This window comes from Polaromonas sp. (assembly GCF_036676035.1).
Lineage (GTDB): Bacteria > Pseudomonadota > Gammaproteobacteria > Burkholderiales > Burkholderiaceae_C > Polaromonas.
In genome coordinates this window covers 1-17742 of the sequence record NZ_JAKFDR010000099.1, presented here as the reverse complement: position 1 = coordinate 17742, position 17742 = coordinate 1, and the positions used below count along the sequence as shown (strand labels likewise).

The 17742-nt window shown below is 62.4% G+C and carries 16 protein-coding genes; 4 read left to right on the top strand and 12 right to left on the bottom strand.

From position 1 onward, the window contains the following. Positions 1-30: 30 nt before the first annotated feature. Genes V6M61_RS14865 through V6M61_RS14850 form a run of 4 tightly spaced genes read right to left on the bottom strand, consistent with a single transcriptional unit; the run spans position 31 to position 1563 of the window. Positions 31-699 (bottom strand): LysE family translocator, encoded by a 669-nt coding sequence (locus V6M61_RS14865; RefSeq protein WP_332777361.1) that lies wholly within the window; start codon positions 697-699, stop codon positions 31-33. A 24-nt stretch (positions 700-723) separates the two neighbouring features. Further along, a complete protein-coding gene (locus tag V6M61_RS14860; protein ID WP_332777360.1) occupies positions 724-1029 on the bottom strand; it encodes an urease subunit beta in 306 nt (101 codons plus the stop codon). 7 nt (positions 1030-1036) lie between these two features. Then, a complete protein-coding gene (locus V6M61_RS14855; protein WP_332777359.1) occupies positions 1037-1222 on the bottom strand; it encodes a hypothetical protein in 186 nt (61 codons plus the stop codon). A 38-nt stretch (positions 1223-1260) separates the two neighbouring features. Continuing rightward, a complete protein-coding gene (locus V6M61_RS14850) occupies positions 1261-1563 on the bottom strand; it encodes an urease subunit gamma (protein ID WP_332777358.1) in 303 nt (100 codons plus the stop codon). 163 nt (positions 1564-1726) lie between these two features. Between V6M61_RS14850 and V6M61_RS14845 the strand changes: the two genes are divergently transcribed. The 4 genes from V6M61_RS14845 (at position 1727) to infA (ending at position 7225) form a co-directional block, all read left to right on the top strand. Further along, the gene (locus tag V6M61_RS14845) at positions 1727-5269 is read left to right on the top strand and encodes a hybrid sensor histidine kinase/response regulator (protein ID WP_442957787.1); all 3543 of its coding nucleotides are present in this window, start codon (positions 1727-1729) and stop codon (positions 5267-5269) included. 4 nt (positions 5270-5273) lie between these two features. Continuing rightward, positions 5274-6323 carry a response regulator transcription factor gene (locus V6M61_RS14840; RefSeq protein WP_332777357.1) on the top strand — a complete coding sequence of 350 codons (1050 nt, stop codon included), beginning with the start codon at positions 5274-5276 and terminating at the stop codon, positions 6321-6323. A gap of 349 nt (positions 6324-6672) precedes the next feature. After that, complete coding sequence (locus tag V6M61_RS14835) at positions 6673-6912, top strand: hypothetical protein (RefSeq protein WP_332777356.1); 240 nt, start codon at positions 6673-6675, stop codon at positions 6910-6912. A gap of 52 nt (positions 6913-6964) precedes the next feature. Then, positions 6965-7225: a translation initiation factor IF-1 gene (gene infA, locus V6M61_RS14830; RefSeq protein WP_332777355.1), complete on the top strand. Its 261-nt coding sequence runs from the start codon at positions 6965-6967 to the stop codon at positions 7223-7225. A gap of 136 nt (positions 7226-7361) precedes the next feature. Here infA and V6M61_RS14825 read toward each other — a convergent pair whose 3' ends face one another. The 8 genes from V6M61_RS14825 to V6M61_RS14790 all read right to left on the bottom strand — a co-directional run bounded on the left by V6M61_RS14825 (position 7362) and on the right by V6M61_RS14790 (position 17589). Further along, complete coding sequence (locus V6M61_RS14825; protein ID WP_332777354.1) at positions 7362-7934, bottom strand: glutathione S-transferase family protein; 573 nt, start codon at positions 7932-7934, stop codon at positions 7362-7364. 27 nt (positions 7935-7961) lie between these two features. Then, positions 7962-8600 (bottom strand): DUF502 domain-containing protein, encoded by a 639-nt coding sequence (locus V6M61_RS14820; RefSeq protein WP_332777353.1) that lies wholly within the window; start codon positions 8598-8600, stop codon positions 7962-7964. Positions 8601-8980: 380 nt separating this feature from the next. Next, the gene (locus V6M61_RS14815) at positions 8981-9427 is read right to left on the bottom strand and encodes a VOC family protein (RefSeq protein WP_332777352.1); all 447 of its coding nucleotides are present in this window, start codon (positions 9425-9427) and stop codon (positions 8981-8983) included. Positions 9428-9490: 63 nt separating this feature from the next. After that, complete coding sequence (locus V6M61_RS14810) at positions 9491-10477, bottom strand: response regulator (RefSeq protein ID WP_332777351.1); 987 nt, start codon at positions 10475-10477, stop codon at positions 9491-9493. A 9-nt stretch (positions 10478-10486) separates the two neighbouring features. Beyond that, on the bottom strand, positions 10487-12187 hold the full coding sequence (locus V6M61_RS14805) for a response regulator (protein ID WP_332777350.1): 1701 nt from the start codon (positions 12185-12187) through the stop codon (positions 10487-10489). Between the two features lie 66 nt (positions 12188-12253). Continuing rightward, positions 12254-14041, bottom strand: a complete 1788-nt coding sequence (locus V6M61_RS14800; protein WP_332777349.1) for a PAS domain S-box protein — start codon at positions 14039-14041, stop codon at positions 12254-12256. Further along, positions 14028-15125, bottom strand: coding sequence for a chemotaxis-specific protein-glutamate methyltransferase CheB (cheB, locus tag V6M61_RS14795; protein ID WP_332777348.1), 1098 nt, complete (start codon positions 15123-15125; stop codon positions 14028-14030). Before cheB ends, V6M61_RS14800 begins: the two co-directional genes overlap by 14 nt. Before the next feature lie 214 nt (positions 15126-15339). Continuing rightward, positions 15340-17589 (bottom strand): hybrid sensor histidine kinase/response regulator, encoded by a 2250-nt coding sequence (locus V6M61_RS14790; protein ID WP_332777347.1) that lies wholly within the window; start codon positions 17587-17589, stop codon positions 15340-15342. Positions 17590-17742 lie beyond the last annotated feature (153 nt).

The window sequence follows — 17742 nt, the reverse complement described above, 5'->3', positions numbered from 1 at the left end:
TTCTTTCCTTGATTCAAATGACCGATTGAACTAGCGCTGAACGGGCATTGGTTTGTGTTGCGGGGGCGTGGTTGACTGCGCCGGGTAGATCAGGTCGCGCAAGGTGCCCAGCGCCAGGGCCAGCAGCACCGTGGCGCAAAGGCGGTAAGTGAAGCTCACCCAGCGTTTGCCCGCACGGCGGAACAGCCTGTCAACAACGGCGGCGCAAAAGAATGACCACGCCACCGAAGAAACCATGAAGCCGGCAAAAAACACCGCATAGTCCGCAGTTTTGGGATGCGTGACGCCGACTGCCCCCAGTGCACCGCCCATGGCTGCCCAGTAAGCGATGTTTTGCGGATTGGTCAGCGAAAGCATCATCCCCTTGTTCAAGGCCTGCTTGGCGCTCCGCTCCGGCGTCGCGTCCACCGAATACTCCACCTTTGCCGTTTTCCAGCTGGCCCATGAGAGCCAGAACAGGTATGCGGCTCCGACCAGTCCCACGGGCCAGCGCAACGCATCAAACTGCAAGGCTATGCCGATGCCGGCCAGACCCAGGATGGCCCATGTCGCGTCTCCCACCAGCGAGCCGAGCTGCACAGCCAATGCCGGCCGGAAGCCGCCTCGCACGCCCTGGCTGATGGTCTCGGCAAACACGGCGCCGGGGGCCGCGTTAAAGGCGATACCGAGAACGAAAGCGGAAACAAACAGCGTCAACATCACCATTCCTTGGCTGGCCGAAACTCAGAGCGGTCCCTGGACCTGCCCGCGAAAACCAAACACCTTGCGCTCGCCCGCAAAATCCACCAGCTCCACAGTACGCTGCTGGCCCGGCTCAAAACGCACCGCCGTGCCCGAGGCGATGTTCAACCGCATGCCGCGGGCGGCGGCCCGGTCAAAGCCCAGCGCACCGTTGGTTTCGGCAAAGTGGTAGTGCGAGCCGACCTGGATGGGCCGGTCTGCCGTGTTCTGGACGACCAGGGTCAGTGTGCGGCGCCCCGCGTTGAGCACATGGTCGGGGCCGTCGGTGAACAGTTCGCCGGGAATCATGCTTGCCTCACTTGCCGCTATTGGAGAGCCAGATAGCCACAACAATCATGCCGCCCAAGGCCGCGAAGCCCCAGGCATCCGTTGCGTGCCAGTGCGTTCCTGCCATTGCGTGACCTTCATGGGCAAATGAGGCTCCAGCCCCCGTCGTTATTGCGAAAGCAGCTACTTTTTTGAGAGCGTTTTGGATGTTCATGGTGCAGGCGGTTGAGTGGGTTCTGTGCGTTCTGTGCGTCAAACAATGGGCTGATGAACCGTGACCAGCTTGGTGCCGTCCGGGAAGGTGGCTTCCACCTGGATGTCGGGGATCATCTCGGGAATGCCGTCCATCACATCGGCGCGTGTCAGCACCGTGCGCCCCTCGCTCATGAGCTGGGCCACGCTTTTGCCGTCACGCGCACCTTCCATCACGGCGGCGCTGATCAGGGCCACGGCCTCGGGGTAGTTGAGCTTCAGGCCGCGCGCGCGCCGGCGCTCGGCCAGCAAAGCGGCTGTAAAAATCAGCAGCTTGTCTTTTTCTCGGGGCGTCAATTCCATGGTCTCTCCGGGTCTGTCTGGCGTCTTGTTTGCTCCATCAGGGTGCAAGAATGGTGCCATTGCAGCGCCTGGTCAACCCCCCCCTGGCAGGTGTTAACAGGGGGCGCTGACGGCCGTGGCATGGAACCTGCACCTGGCACAGATGCATCCCATTTGAAAACCCATGGACCTCACGGGCCAGCCGCCCCCTCTTTCTGAGCCCACGACCGCTTCACCCTCCGAAGTGGCGGTGCAGCGCATCATCAAGGTCCGGCGCGACTACAACAGCTGGGTGGCCAGCGAAACCATGGAAGACTACGCCCTGCGCTTCACCCCGCAGCGCTTTCGAAAGTGGTCTGAGTGGCGGGTCGCCAACACCGCGTTTGGTGCGGCCTCCTTCCTGATCCTGGAAGCCGTCGGCGCCACGCTGCTGGTGCAGTACGGCTTTACCAATGCATTTTGGGCCATTGTCTGCACCGGGCTCATCATTTTCCTGGCCGGCCTGCCCATCAGCATTTATGCCGCCCGCTATGGGGTGGACATGGATTTGCTCACGCGGGGCGCCGGCTTTGGCTATATCGGCTCCACGCTCACGTCGCTGATCTACGCCTCGTTCACCTTCATCTTTTTTGCCCTCGAGGCAGCCGTGATGGCTTATGCGCTGGAGCTGGCGCTGGGCATTCCGCCGAGCTGGGGCTATCTGGTGTGCGCGCTGGTGGTCATTCCGCTGGTCACGCACGGTGTCTCGGCCATCAGCCGCTTGCAGGTCTGGACGCAACCCTTGTGGCTGCTGATGCTGGTCATTCCCTTTGCCTATGTCTTTGTGCGCGATCCTGGTGCGTTTGCCGGTATCACGCACTACAAAGGTGATAGGGGTTTAGGTTCGCAATTTGATGTGCACTTGTTTGGTGCTGCACTGACCGTAGGCATTGCGCTGATCACCCAAATGGGGGAGCAGGCCGATTACCTTCGCTTCATGCCGGCGCGAACCGCGCAAAACCGGCGCCGCTGGTGGATGGGCACCCTGGTTGGCGGGCCGGGCTGGGTGATTCTGGGCGTGGTCAAAATGCTGGGCGGCGCCCTGCTGGCTTACCTGGCCATCACGCACATGGTGCCGGTGGAGCGGGCGGTAGACCCCAACCAGATGTACCTGGCCGCTTACGAGTATGTGTTTCCGCGCTACGGCTGGGCCGTGGCCGCCACGGCCTTGTTCGTCGTGATTTCGCAGCTCAAGATCAATGTCACCAATGCCTATGCGGGCTCGCTGGCGTGGTCCAATTTCTTTTCGCGCGTCACGCACAGCCACCCCGGGCGGGTGGTCTGGGTCGTGTTCAACACCCTGATCGCCTTCATGCTGATGGAGATGAACGTCTTTCAGGCGCTGGGCGATGTGCTGGGGCTTTACTCCAACATCGCCATCGCCTGGATGATGGCCGTGGTGGCGGACCTGGTGATCAACAAGCCGCTGGGCCTGTCGCCGCGGGGCATTGAGTTCAAGCGTGCGCACCTCTACGACATCAACCCCGTCGGCGTCGGCGCCATGGCGCTGGCCTCGGCGTTGTCCGTCACGGCGCATCTGGGCTTGTTTGGCGAAATGGCCCAGGCGTTCTCGGCGCTGATCGCGCTGGGCACGGCATTCGTCACCGCCCCGCTGATTGCCTGGGCCACGCGCGGCAAGTACTACCTGGCGCGCAGTTCAGAAGCCCTGGATGCCGGGCCGGGCCGCTACCGGCGCTACAGCACCCGGCGCTGCGTGATCTGCGAGCGCGACTATGAAGGCCCCGACATGGCCCATTGCCCGGCCTACCAGGGGCCGATCTGCTCACTGTGCTGCACGCTGGATGCGCGCTGTGGCGACCTGTGCAAGCCCCACGCGAGCCTGTCGGCGCAATGGTCAGGGGCTTTGCGCTGGCTGCTGCCGCGCCGCACCTGGCCCTATCTGGATACCGGGCTGGGGCACTTTCTGCTCCTGATGCTGATCATCGTGCCGCTGCTGGCCAGTGTGTTTGGCCTGCTGTACCACCAGGAACTGCGTGCGCTGGGGGCGCTGGAGCTGGCATCCGAATCCGCACTGCGCTCGGGTTTTCTGAAGGCCTACATGGCCTTGCTGGTCATCGCCGGCCTGGTGGCGTGGTGGCTGGTGCTGGCGCACAAGAGCCGCCAGGTGGCGCAGGAAGAGTCCAACCGGCAAACGCATTTGCTGCATGAGCAGACGCAGGCGCTGCGGCGCGAGATTGATTCGCACCGGCAAACCGACGAAGCCCTGCAGCAGGCCAAGCTCACGGCCGACCAGGCCAACCAGGCCAAGAGCCGCTACATCAGCGCCATCAGCCACGAATTGCGGACACCCCTCAACAGCATCCTGGGCTACGCACAGCTGATGGGTGAAGACACAGCGGTGCCGCCGCACCGCAAGCACGCGGTCAACGTCATCAAGCGCGGCGGCGAGCACCTGCTCTCGCTGATAGAAGGCACGCTCGACATCGCCCGCATCGAGTCGGGCAAGCTCACGCTCAACGTCAGGCCCATGCGCTTCGCCGACTGTGTGCACGAGATGGCCGCCATGTTCGAGCTGCAGGCCGCGGGCAAGGGCCTGGGCTTCCGGTTTGAGGCCGAAGGCAATTTGCCCGAGGTGGTGCGGGCCGATGAAAAACGCGTGCGACAAATCCTCATCAACCTGCTGGGCAACGCCATCAAGTTCACGGCCACGGGGCAGGTGACCTTCCGGCTGCGCCATGCACGCGAGATGGCGCACCTTGAAGTTGAAGACACCGGCCCTGGCATGAGCGAAGACGAGCTCGCGAAAATCTTTGAACCTTTCGCACGCGGCGCCAGCGCCAGCGAGGCCGCGCCCGGCGCGGGGCTGGGCCTGACCATCGCCAAAATGCTGACGGACCTGATGGGCGGTGAGATGAAGGTGGCCAGCACGCCCGGCGTGGGCTCCGCGTTTCGCGTGCGCCTGTTCTTGCCCGAGGCGCACGCCGGTGCCAGCCAGAGCGCCCCGCTGCCGCACGCCCGGCACCAGCCGCGCGGCTACCTGGGCCCGCGCCGCAAGCTGCTGGTGGTGGACAACGAAGAGCCCGACCGCGAACTGCTGGTTCATTTGCTGGAGCCCATGGGCTTTGAGCTGCGCACCGCCGCCAGCGGCCACGACTGCCTGGACTTGCTGGCCGCAGGCTACCGTCCCGACGCGATCTTCATGGACCTGGCCATGCCCGGCATTGACGGCTGGGAGACCATTCGCCGCCTGCGCCAGTCCGGTGCCCCGGCCCTTACCGATATTCACATTGCGATTGTGTCGGCCAATGCCTTTGACAAGGGGCTGGAAAACGACGTGGGCATCCGCAGCGAAGATTTCATCCTGAAACCGGTGCGGCATACCGAGCTGCTGGACTGGCTGGAGCGCCGCCTGGCTTTGAGCTGGCTCGATGAGCCGCCGCCCGAAACGGCAGCTCCCGCGACCGTGCCGGTACCCGTGGCGCGGCTGCTGCCGGAGGCCGCACACCTGCAGGCCCTGATCGACGTGGTGAACCTCGGCTACTACCGCGGCATCCTGAACCAGCTGGCCAGGATTGAAGCCCTGCAACCCGTGTGCGCCGCGTTTGTGGAAGACATGCGCGCGCTGGCCCGCGAGTTCCAGTTTGAAGCCATGGGCCGGCAATTGGCTCAACAATTGGCGGAGCAATCGACCCAACCGCAGGTTGGCGATAAAACCCTGCGTACCTGAGCCCATGCCACCCAACGCACTCGACCAGACCCTGGACCGCGCCAACAGCGATGTGGTGCTGATCGTGGACGACGTGCCCGACAACCTCTCGGTGCTGCACGATGCGCTTGACGAATCGGGCTGCACCGTGCTGGTGGCCACCAGCGGCGAGGCGGCGCTGCAGCGCGCCGCCCAGGCGCTGCCCGACATCGTGCTGCTCGACGCCATGATGCCCGGCATGGACGGTTTTGAAGTGGCCAGGCGCCTGAAAGCCACGGCCGCCACGGCGCACATTCCCATCATCTTCATGACCGGGCTCACCGAGACCGAGCACCTGGTGGCGGCGCTGGAGGCCGGCGGGGTGGATTACGTGACCAAGCCCATCAAACCCAAGGAGGTGATGGCCCGCATGGGCGTGCACCTGCAGGGCGCGCGCCGCGCGCGGCAGGAGGCGCGGCAGGCCGGGCAGGCGCGCAGTGCGCTGGATGCGTTTGGCTATGCCAGCATCACCGTGCGCGCGGACGACGGCAAGCTCATGTGGCAAACACCGCTGGCGCGCGATCTGCTCATGCGCTACTACGGCACCAGCGCGCCACAAACGCCCGAGCCGGTGCTCAACTGGCTGCGCCGCCACACGGGTCACGACCCCCACGGCGCGTTGCGCCTGCCCCCCGGGGGGGCGCAGGCGATGATGGAGCCGCCGCGCCTGACCGTCGAGCAGGGCCCGCGACGCCTGACATTCCGGTTGCACCAGCAAACCGGTGACCAGGGCAGCGAGGCCACAGGCGAAGGGGGTGGTGACTGGCTCATCATCATGCGCGAGACCTCGGACGACGCGGTGGTCGAGGCCATGAGCCTGTCCTTCAGGCTCACCGCGCGCGAGGCGGAGGTGCTTTACTGGGTGGTCAAAGGCAAGATCAACCGCGACATTGGCGACATCCTGGGCGCCAGCCCGGCGACCGTCAAAAAGCACCTGGAGCGCGTGTATGCCAAGCTCGGCGTGGAAACGCGCACGGCCGCCGCCGGCATGGCCATGAACCGTATCCGGCAGTTGCATCCGCAGTTCGAAGGGTAGTCAAGCTACGCGTTTTTTGGTCTGCGGTTACAATAAGCGCTTCGGTATCGCATCCGCTTTTCATATCGAAGCCTTTTTAGACCGGCTTCCTTCTCAAGCGCGGCGTTTCCCAGAGCCCGAATTCGCAGCGCTTTGACACTGCTTTCAGCGCCCATACAGCCCTGAACCCTCTCAGCACTGTTCTATTTTCCCAGCGAGCACTTATCCGACAGGTGCCCACTCATGGCTCAACCAGCCCCGCCCCGCCAGGGGCTGGCCGGTGGACTTCCGAACACCCGTTGGCTTGCTCGCAAGCCTGTTCTCCCTTATTGACTGCGCCAGGGCCGATGCCGCTGGCACCCAAAACTTTATGAATCACGATCACACCCCATTGGCGGTGGGCAAATACCTTGTCTCGCCGCTGGCCCGACAGCTTGACGAAGGCCGCTACGCCGCTTCCGTCTCCATCCGTTCCGGCCGTGGCAGCGCCACGCATGACCGCGTTTTGCGGTTCAGCACCCTGTTTGACGATGCCGCTGCGGCTGTCAACTACGCCACCGAGCACGCGCTGAACTGGATTCGCGAGCGCGCGGCACTGAGCTGCGCCTAAGCCACACGCGCCGACTGTTCCCTTTTTTCAACCTTTTACGAAAGATAGCACCATGGCCAAGGAAGAACTCATTGAAATGCACGGGCTGGTTGACGAAGTGCTGCCTGATTCGCGTTTTCGCGTCACGCTGGACAACGGCCACAAACTGGTGGCCTACACGTCCGGCAAGATGCGCAAGAACCACATCCGCATCCTCGCGGGGGACCAGGTGTCGCTGGAGCTGTCGCCTTACGACCTCAGCAAGGGCCGCATCACCTTCCGCCACATCGCCGGCCGTGGCGCCCCTCCCGGAGCGCCCAGGCACGCGCGTTGAGCGCTTGGGGCTATAAGCGCAATACGGTTCAGTTAAGCCCTTGCCCCTGGTTTGTCATCCTGAGCGCAGCGAAGGATCTCGGTATGCCGGCAAGATTCTTCGCGTTGCTCAGAATGACAGCGTGGGGGGCGCCGCCTCATCCCATCTTCATGGCCGCAGGCCGGGCTGCCAGGCGGTCAATATAGGCTTCCAGCCTGGCTCGCCCGGTGTGCACGCCCCACAGGCGCAGCCACATGAACATCGAGCCGACCATGATGTCGGCCGCGGTGAACTGCTCACCGAGCAGGTAGGGGCCATGGCCCAGCTCCTGCTCGATCACGTTCTTCACCGTCTCAAAGTCATCCCAGCCGCGCTGGGGATGGGTCTCCACCTTCATCATGCTGTCGCCCATCGAAGGCTCCAGCTGCGCGGTCGAGTACATCATCAGTGACAGAAAACGCCCGCGCCCCGGTGCACCCGGCTCGGGGGCCAGCTTGGCCTGTGGAAACTTTTCGGCCAGGTACAGGCAGATGGCGGGGGTTTCATACAGCCGTTGGTGGCCATCGAGCAGCGCCGGCAGCTTGCCTGCCGGGTTGATGGACAGAAACGCGGGCGTTTTGTGTTCGCGCTTTTCCAGGTCAATCAGCACGATCTCGTAATCGGCGCCGCATTCGTCCAGCATCCACTTGGCAATGGCCGCGCGGCTTTTCGGGTTGTAGTACAGCTTCATGGCAATCCTTTCGGCTCAACAAGAATATTACTGCGATGGCGCGGCGTCTGCGGCGCTTTGGCTGGCCGGATTGGCAGGGCCTGCATCCGGGCGTGCCATCCACGCGATCAGCGCCGAGCGCATGGCTTCTTCGACCGACATCGCTATCGGCTGCACCCACTCGGCAGGCACAAACACGGTGTAGCCGCCAATCATGTAGCCCATGGGCAGGTACACCGCCACACGCTCACCGGGCAAAAACCCCGCCGGCAAATCGGCAAAGCTGCGGCGCGTGATCAAACCCACCATTTCCATGGCATGGCCCGGCATGCGCAGGATCACCACCTGCTGCGAGCCGTGTTTGCTGGTGGGGGAAAAGTAGTCGGCAAAACTCTTGAGCGAGGAGTAAATGCTTTTGACAACGGGAATGTTGGTAAACGGCAGCTCGGCAAACGACAGCATCCGGCGCACGCTGCTTCTGGACACCAGCACGCCAATGGCGAAAATCCCCAGCATGGCAAACACCAGGCCCAGGCCCGGAACGTAAAAGCTGCCGATCAGCGGGCGCAGCAGCCATAGCGACAGCCCTTCCATCCAGGCCACAAAAATATACAGCAGGTAAAGCGTCAGGGCCACCGGCAGCACCGTGATGAGGCCACGGAAAAAGTACTTGGACAAAAGTTTCATGGGTAAGGCCTTCGCAGCCGGGGACAACGCCACGCATGTACAACCGCCCGGCCAGCGCCGCCAGCATAGCAGTCTCGGGTGTCAGTTTTGAGGACGTTCAGGGAATTACTCAGCAGTCCGTAACAAAGGCGACGCCAGCCATGCTGTCATTCTGAGCGCAGCGAAGAATCTTGCCAGCATACCGAGATCCTTCGCTGCGCTCAGGATGACAAAGTATGTCGCACTACTTTCGGACTGCTGAGTAACCGCCCGCCGTGCTGGGGGCGGGTTTTACAGGTCAAATCAGCCTGTAGCCCAAGCAAATACTGCATAAACAGCTATCGATTTTATAGTGAATGATGACGGATGGAGGATCGATTCCAAGCACTCACGCCATGTCATCAACCCGATGGCGGCATCATTCCGGTATAGCGCTGCTGCATTTCTTCAGGCGCCACGTCTTCAATGCTGTGGCCCACGTTCCAGCGGTGGCCAAACGGGTCGCGAAAGCTGCCCGAGCGCTCGCCATAAAACTGGTCCTGCGCCGCCATCTCCAGCTTCGCGCCTGCCTGCATGGCCCGTGCGATCACCTCGTCGCAGTTGTCCACATGCAGGTGCAGCGTCATCGTGGCCGGTGCCGCCGCGTCCGGCCCCTGGAGGCCGTACTCCGGAAACTCGTCCGAAATCATCAGCGTCGTGCCGTTAAAGTCCAGCTCCGCATGGCCCACGCGCCCGCTGGGCTCCACCAGGCGAAACTTCTCCGTCGCGCCAAAGACGGTTTGGTAAAACTCGATCGCCGCGCCGGCGTTTTTGACGTGAAGGTAAGCGAACAACTCGTGAATAGCCATGGGGCCTCCAGACAAACAGGGCAAAGGTCAAACAAGTCAAACAGGGGCAACCCTAGTGGCTGCTTACAGCTGGCCCCAGGAAGAATAACTAACCAAAGCAGGGTCCGGCGGATGGCCAAGCAGCTCGTGCAGCGCGATGCACAGCTCACTGAGGTCATGGGTCTTGCTGATGACCAGCGCCGCCCCGTGATCGTTGGCCATGGATTTCAGCGCTTCGTTCATGTAGCCCGAAATAATGATCACCGGCAGGTCGGCACGCAGCCGCTTGACCTGCTTGAGAAGTTCGATGCCGGAAGAGTTTGGCAGCCTGTAGTCGGTGACCACCACATCACATCCAAACGGGTTCGCGTGAAGGGCCGACAGGGCCTCTTCTCCGCTTTCATAGCAGGTGACCCGAAAGCCGGCATCGGGCAGCGTATCGCTGACCAGAGAGCGCATGCCTTCGTAGTCGTCCACGTAGATGATGTGATTGGCCTCAGAGCCCGACTCGCTGACCGCCTGGGTTTCCAGCGGCAGCGCGGTCGGAAGGTAAATATCAAAAGCGGTTCCTCGGCCTGGTTCCGGGGACACGGTCATCGTGCCCTGGTGCTGGGCAATGATGTCGCGTACCTGCGCCAGATGGAGACGGTGCGCGCTGGCTGGCCTGTCGTCGATCAGCGCGGGCGCTGGCACCAGCGTATGGAAAGGGCCGGGTGTCACCTGGCTGCTGTTGCTGACGACCAGCCGTGCGTAGCGCCTGGGCGGCAGCCCGCCCTGCAATTTGTCTGCATCCAGGTCCAGCACGACGTCATCCAGCAAGACCTCGCTCATCTCCACGACGACCTGCGTCGCCACGCCCAGCATGGAATGCCATGCCACGATAAAAACACTCAGCAGTGCCTGTTCCAGCCTATCGGCATGGGCGCGTACGCGAGGATCTTCGTGCGTCAGCGCCAGGGCCAGTTCAACCTCGCTTGGAAGCAGGGCGCGGAACCGCTGCAAGGCGCGCAGCACGATGGGCTCAAGCCCTTGATTGACCAACTCTTCGGTTGGCGAAAGTTCAGGATGCATGGAGGCCTTTCATGACATCGCGGCAGGCAGCGCAAAAAAGAATTCGGCGCCTTCATTCACCTTGCCTTGAGCCCACACGCGCCCGCCATGGCGCGTCACGACCCGATGGACGATGGCCAGCCCCACGCCGGTCCCGTCAAAGTCACTGGCGTGGTGCAGGCGCTGAAACACCTCGAACAGCTGGTCGTAGTGATCCATGCTGAAACCGACACCGTTGTCCCGGATCCGGTACACATTTTCCATGCCCTCCGTGCGCCCGTTCACTTCGATCACGGGGTTGGGCGTTTTGCTGCTGTACTTGATCGCGTTGGAGACCAGGTTCGTCCACACCTGATGCAGCAAGCCGGGGTCCGCCAAGGCGGCCGGCAGCGCGCCCACTTCGATCTTTGGCGCATTGCCATTCGGCTGTTTCTGCAGCGTTTCCTCTATCACCTTGCGCACCAGCTGGTTCATGTCCACCTCGCCCTTGGCGACAGGCTGACGGGAGAGCTTGGAAAAGGCCAGTAAATCGTCGATCAGCGTGCCCATGCGTCTGATGTTTTTGTGGATCAGGGAAAAATACCTTGCTCCTTTTTCATCCAGCCGGTCGGCGCAAACCTTCTCGAGCATGTTTGTGTAGCCGTCGATCACGATCAGCGGAGAACGCAGGTCATGCGACACCGAGTAGCTGAAGCTTTCCAGTTCCTTGTTGCTGGCTTCGAGATGGGACGCCCATTCGCCCAGCGCGGCATTCAGGCGTCGGATTTCGCGTTCCATTTTCCTTTGCTCGGTGACGTCCTCGGAAATCCCCAGTACATGGCTAGCCTGGCCATACTCGTCGAACACCGGAACCTTTTTCGTGTGCAGGACGCGCAAGCCCTTGTTACGCGTGTGAATCGGCTCTTCAGGGATGTTCTCAACCCTGCCATGCGCCAGTGTTTCACGGTCCTTGGCGGTAAAGGCGTCGGCCTCTTCCTTGGGGAAGAAGTCGTGTTCGGTCTTGCCGAGCAATTCCTCGCGCGTGTAGCCCATCAATTCCTCGCCGGCACGATTGATGCGGACAAACCGCAGCTCGGCCGCATCCTTCATGATCACCGCATCGGGAATATTTTCGATGATCGAATCCAGGAAGCGGTTCGCCGACAACACCTGTGCGGAGCGCTGCTCCAGGGCTTCCTGGCTTTCGCTGAGTTCCTTGTTGCGCTGGGCGACGGCGGCGTAGGTGGACAGCAGCAGGTTGAGAATCTGCAGGCGATCGGCGGTGATGTAATGCCTCTGGCCGTCGAAATGGATTTCCACGCCCATGCTGGCATCCTGCGCCTTGCGCAGTTCGTGATTGACGAGCACATACTGCACGCGGCTCAGCAGATAGCGTTCGTCGTAAGGCTTGAGGACGAAGTTTTCGGCGCCGCACTCCAGCCCGCGGATCACATCCTGGGGATCGGACATCGCGGTGACGAGAATGACCGGGATGCCGCGAAGGGCAGGGTCCTCCTTGATCCGGCGGGTCAATTCGTAGCCGTCCACTTCCGGCATCACGATGTCGCTGATGATCGCCGCAGGCCGGAACTGGGGCGCCATTTCCAGCGCGATGCGGCCGTCGCTGGCGACGCTCACTTCGTACCCGCTCTCCTCGAGAATATGCCGCAATCTCTGCGCCTGGGTAAGACTGTCTTCCACGATCAGGATTTTCGCGGGCGAACTGGACGATGGTGTACTACGGGTTCTCATGACTTGATCTCCTCGTTATGCCATTGCTGCGGTTAACCAGCGTGACCGATGGCGACCATCGGCCGATCACCTCGCGGCAGGCAGCGAAAAATAGAATTCAGCACCTTCATTGACCTTGCCTTGAGCCCATACGCGCCCGCCATGGCGCGTCACGACCCGACGGACGATGGCCAGTCCCACACCGGTCCCTTCAAAGTCATTGGTGTGATGCAGGCGCTGAAACACCTCGAACAGCTGGTCGTAGTGATCCATGCTGAAGCCGACGCCGTTGTCCCGCACCGAGTACACATTTTCCATGCCCTCCGTGCGCCCGTTCACTTCGATCACGGGGTTGGGCGTTTTGCTGCTGTACTTGATCGCGTTGGAGACCAGGTTCGTCCAGACCTGGCGCAGCAAGCGGGAGTCCGCCACGGCCACCGGCAGCGCGCCCACTTCGATCTTTGGCGCATGGCCGTCCGGCTGATCCTGCAGCGCTTCTTCCACCACCTTGCGCACCAGCCGGTTCATGTCCACTTCGCCCTTGGCGACAGTCTGGCGGGAGAGCTTGGAAAAGGCCAGCAAATCGTCGATCAGCGCGCCCATGCGCTGGGTGTTTCTGTGAATCAGGGAGAAATACCTCGCGCCTTTTTCGTCCAGCCGGTCGGCAAAAATCTTCTCGAGCATGCTGGTAAAGCCGTCGATCACGATCAGCGGAGAACGCAGGTCATGCGACACCGTGTAACTGAAGCTCTCCAGTTCCTTGTTGGCGATCTCGAGCTGGGCCGTCCGTTCATGGACGCGCTGCTCCAGCCCCTCGTTCAGACGCCGGATCTGTTCTTCCGCTTGCTTGCGTTCAGTGATGTCCCGCGCAAATCCGCTGAACATCCAGACGCCCTTGACCGTCATCGGCGTAATGGACAACTCTACGGGAAACTCGTGGCCATCCCGGTGCAAGGCGGTGGTTTCGATGCGCCGGTTTAACAACGGCCCCTCGCCGGTAGCCCGGAAATGCTTCAGCCCGCGCGCATGGCCATCGCGATATCGTGGCGGGATGACAAGTTCGGCCATCGGTTTGCCGACGGCCTCGTCGGGCATCCAGCCGAAAATGGCGCCCGCCTGCGTGTTCCAGTCGCAGATGATGCCCTGGGCATCCATGGTCACTACGGCATCCAACGCCGTGTTGATAGTGAGCCGGGTACGCGCTTCGCTCTCTCGCAGCTCGTCGTGGGACCGTTCCAGTTCCCGGGTCCGCTGGTTCACGCGGTCTTCCAGTTCAAACGTCAATTCGGTCAGCCTGGTATTCACCTGCAGCAGTTCTTCCTGGCTTTGGTGGAGTTCCTTGTTGCGCTGGGCGGCAGCGGCGTAAGTGGACAAGAGCAGGTTGAGAATCTGCAGGCGATCGGCGGTGATGTAATGCCTCTGGCCGTCGAAATCGATTTCCATGCCCATGGTGGCATCCTGTGCCTCGCGCAGCTCGCGATTGACGAGCATGAACTGCACGCGGCTCAGCAGATAGCGCTCGTCGTAAGGCTTGAGGACGAAGTTGTCGGCGCCGCACACCAGCCCGCGGATCACGTCCCCGGGATCGGACATCTTGGTGACGAGAATGACCGGGATGTCGCGAAGAGCGGGGTTCGCCTTGATCCGGTGGGTCAATTCGTAGCCATCCACTTCCGGCATCTCGATGTCGCTGACAATCACCGCCGGCCGGAACTGGGGCGCCATTTCCAGCGCGATGCGGCCGTTGCTGGCGATGCGCGCTTCGTAGCCATGCGCCTCGAAAATGTGCCGCAGCTTCTGGGCCTGGGTGGGGCTGTCTTCCACGATCAGGATTTTCACGGGCAAACTGGATGATGGCGTATTACGGGTTCCCATGATCTGAGTTTCTTGCGATGCCATTACTGCGGTTGACCAGCGTGACCAGCGTCTGTGCAATCTTGTCCGCCGGCAGCACATGGGTGGCGCCACCCAGCGCGATGGCGACACCGGGCATGCCATGCACCACCGAGCTATCCCTATCCTGGGCGATGGTGATGGCACCCTTGTTCTTCATGGCTTTCAGTTCCTCAGCGCCGTCCTTGCCCATGCCGGTCAGCAACACGCCCAGTGCGTTGGGGCCGTACACGTCGGCCAGCGAGCGGAACAAAAACGACACCGCAGGTCGAAGGTTATTCTCTGGCGACTGTTGGGTCAAGATAATTGTGCCGTCGCTGCCGATGCCCATATGAAAATCGTCGGGTGCCAGGTACACATGGCCCGGCAGCGGGCGAGTTCCGCTGGAAGCGATGTGAGCCTGCAGGCCGGTGGTGAGACTCAACCAGTCGGCCATGCCGGGCAGAAATCCTTGCGTAATATGCTGCACCACCAGCAAGGGCACGGGAAAGTCCCTCGGCAAGGCCGCAAGCAGGGCCTGCAACACCGGTGGCCCCCCGGTGGACGCGCCGATGCCGATCAACTTGATCTGCGCCTCGGCGCGCTGCGGCGGTGCCACGGGATGCGCCTCGGGCGGGGAGTAGTTGCGGCGCGCACGGGCCGTGCGGCGTACGACCTTGACCTCGGACATCAGTTTCACGGTCTCCAGCATGTGCGCGGCCAGCGCTTCGAAATCGTCGCGCTCGCGGTTCAAAGGCTTTTCGACGCAGGCAATGGCGCCCGCTTCCATCGCCTCGAAGGTGAAAACAAGGTCCTTGGTATTTGAGGTGGCGCTGCAAATAACGATGGGCACCGGTTTCGTTTCCATGATGCGCCGGGTCGCTTCGAAACCATTGAGCTGCGGCATATGGATGTCCATGAGCACCACATCGGGTTTGTTGCTTTGGACGAAATCAAACGCAGCCCGGCCGTCGCTGACGGCGCCCATGACGCTGATCTGCGGATCCGACTCGAGCAGTTGCACCAGCAGCATGCGTATCACCGCCGAGTCTTCCGCCACCAGAACCTTGATTTTGTCGTCGGTCATAAAAGCTCCACGCCTCCCAAATTCTTGCTCAGCAGTCCGAAAGCAGTGCGACATGCTTTGTCATCCTGAGCCCTTCGACTGAGCTCAGGACAGGCTGCGCGAAGGGATCTTGGTATGCCGGCAAGATTCTTCGCCTTGCTCAGAATGACAGCATGGGCGGCGTCGCCTTTGTTACGGACTGCTGAGTAACTGAACCATATTGCCTCCAACACCTTTAAATCAACCGCCTGACAACCTCGAGCAGGTTGCTCTGGTCGAAGCTGCTTTTGACCAGGTAGGCATGGGCACCCACGTCCACGCCGCGCTCGCGGTCCTCCCGCGTTTCCAGCGCCGTCACCAACACCACCGGCAATTCCGCCAGTTTCTTGTCCGCGCGAATCCTTTGCGTCAGGTCAAAGCCGTTCAGCCGGGGCATTTCCACATCGGAAACCAGCAGCTCGAATTTTTCGGTGCGCAACAGGGTGAGAGCCTCCATCCCGTCCACCGCAGTTTTGACCTTGTAGCCAGCGGATTCCAGAATGCTCCTGAGCAGCATCCGGGAGGTGATGGAATCCTCGGCGACGAGCACGGTCCCGGCCTCCACCGGCTTCGCGCCAGCCGCAACGCGCAGCGCCACCCCGCCCGCTTTGCGGGCAGATTTGAGCAGGTCAGCCACATTGAGAATGGGCGCCACCTGACCGGAGCCGAGCACCGTGGCACCGGCGATATTGCGCACGCGCGCCAGCGGTTTGTCCAGGCGCTTGACCAGTACTTCCTGTTCGTCGAGCACGGCGTCGACCGCGAACGCAACACGCTGATCGGCCACGCCGAGGACGACGACCAGCGTGTCGGCGGGCGGCTCGCCGTTGCGCGGCACGAGTGGCAGCTCGAGCACCTCGGCCAGCCGGACCAGGGCCATGGCGCGTCCGCCCAAGGCGATGGTTTCGCGGCCTTCCACGGCCTGAACCTCGTCGGCCTTCACACGCGCCACACGCTCGACGTGGAAGGTGGGCACCACGAACAGCCGCCCCTCGGCTTCGATCAGAATTCCCCGAAACGTCGCGAGCACAGCCGGCAGCACCATGCGGAAACAGCTTCCCCGATGCGGCTGACTCTCCACCGTAACGGTGCCCCCTAGTTTTGCGACCTTCTCGCGCACGATGGCCAGGCCCAGGCCACGACCGGACAGCCGGGTGATCATCGCGCTGGTGCTCACTTCGGCCTGGAAAATCAGCGTCTGCGCCTGTGCGTCGTCCAACTGGCGCGCCTCGTCCGCCGAGACAAGCCCCTGCTTGATGGCCGACTCCTTGACCTTGGCGGTGTCGACGCCCGCGCCGTCGTCGGACACGGAAATTTCCACCTTGCTCCCGCTCACCTGAGACACGGCAAGCGTGATCGTGGCACGGGCAGGCTTGCCCAGTTGCGTGCGCGACTGGGGTGTCTCGATACCGTGGTCGACGCTGTTGCGCAGCAGGTGAACGAGCGGGTCCTTGAGCTCCTCCAGGATGCGCTTGTCGATCTCGATGTCCTCGCCATGGACCGTCAGGTCGGCCTCCTTGCCTTGATCGCGGCACAGGTCGCGCACCAGTTTCGGGAACGATGCCGAAATCGTCGCAAACGGCAGCAGCAGCAGCTTCTTCGAATCCTCCAGCAGGTCGTCCACCAGTTTTCCAATGGCATGGCGGTCGTGCTGCGCCGTCCGCTCCAGCGCCACGGCCTTGCTTTCCACGGCTCTGACGTAGTCCAGGCTCCAGTCAAAAAAATCCAGGAGCCGGGCCAGCCCCGCGGCGGGCTGTGCGGGCTGCTGGCGCAGCTGGCGCGCTTGCGGTTCGACCTCCGCCCAGGCATTGCGCCAGGCATCAAAGCGGCCGGACAGTTCGCGCAAATCGGCCACCCGCTGGTCGGCAGTCAGTTTTGCCGTGAGCATTTCCTCGGCCTCCAGCAGCCGGGCCTCCAGTTTCGATACCGCGACGCGCACGGTATCCTGGGGCGGCATTTTTCCCGTTGCGACAGGCGAAGCAGTTGCAGCAAGCTCGATCGCGGGCGGGTCTGCCGCGGCAGGCTCCTGGTGGGCCGAAGAGGAAGCGCTTGCGAACGGGCGCAAGGCCTGGCGCAGCAGTGACAAAGCAGGCTGCGCAGCGGAGCCTGCAGGCGCGGCCAGTGCCCCGGTGACGGCATCGAGTGCGCGGTGCAGCGTGTCGAGTGCATCGGACGACGGCACGTTTTCCTGCCGCTTCCAGCTGGCGAACACATCCTCCATCGACTGGCACAGCAACTCGATTTCGGTGAAGTCCACCGCCCGTGCCGCTCCCTTCAAACTGTGCGCGGCGCGGAACACCGTCTCCACAACCTGACCTTGCGCCTTGGCTGAAGACGTTTTTTCCAGCTCCAGCAAACCTGCCGCGATCGCCTGCAAATGCTCCTCGGCCTCGACCTTGAAGGTCGCCCGAAGTTGCTGCAGGAACTTGTCTTCTTTGGTGCTCATGATGATCTTGTTGACTACACTTTGTAGCGTTCGACCATTTGCTTGAGCCGCTGGCCCAGCTCGTCCAGGTTGCGCGCGGCCACCTCCAGCTGCTGGGCACTGGCCACGTTCTGCGTGCTGGCCTGCTTGATGCTCTCCATCGCGCCGGCCACC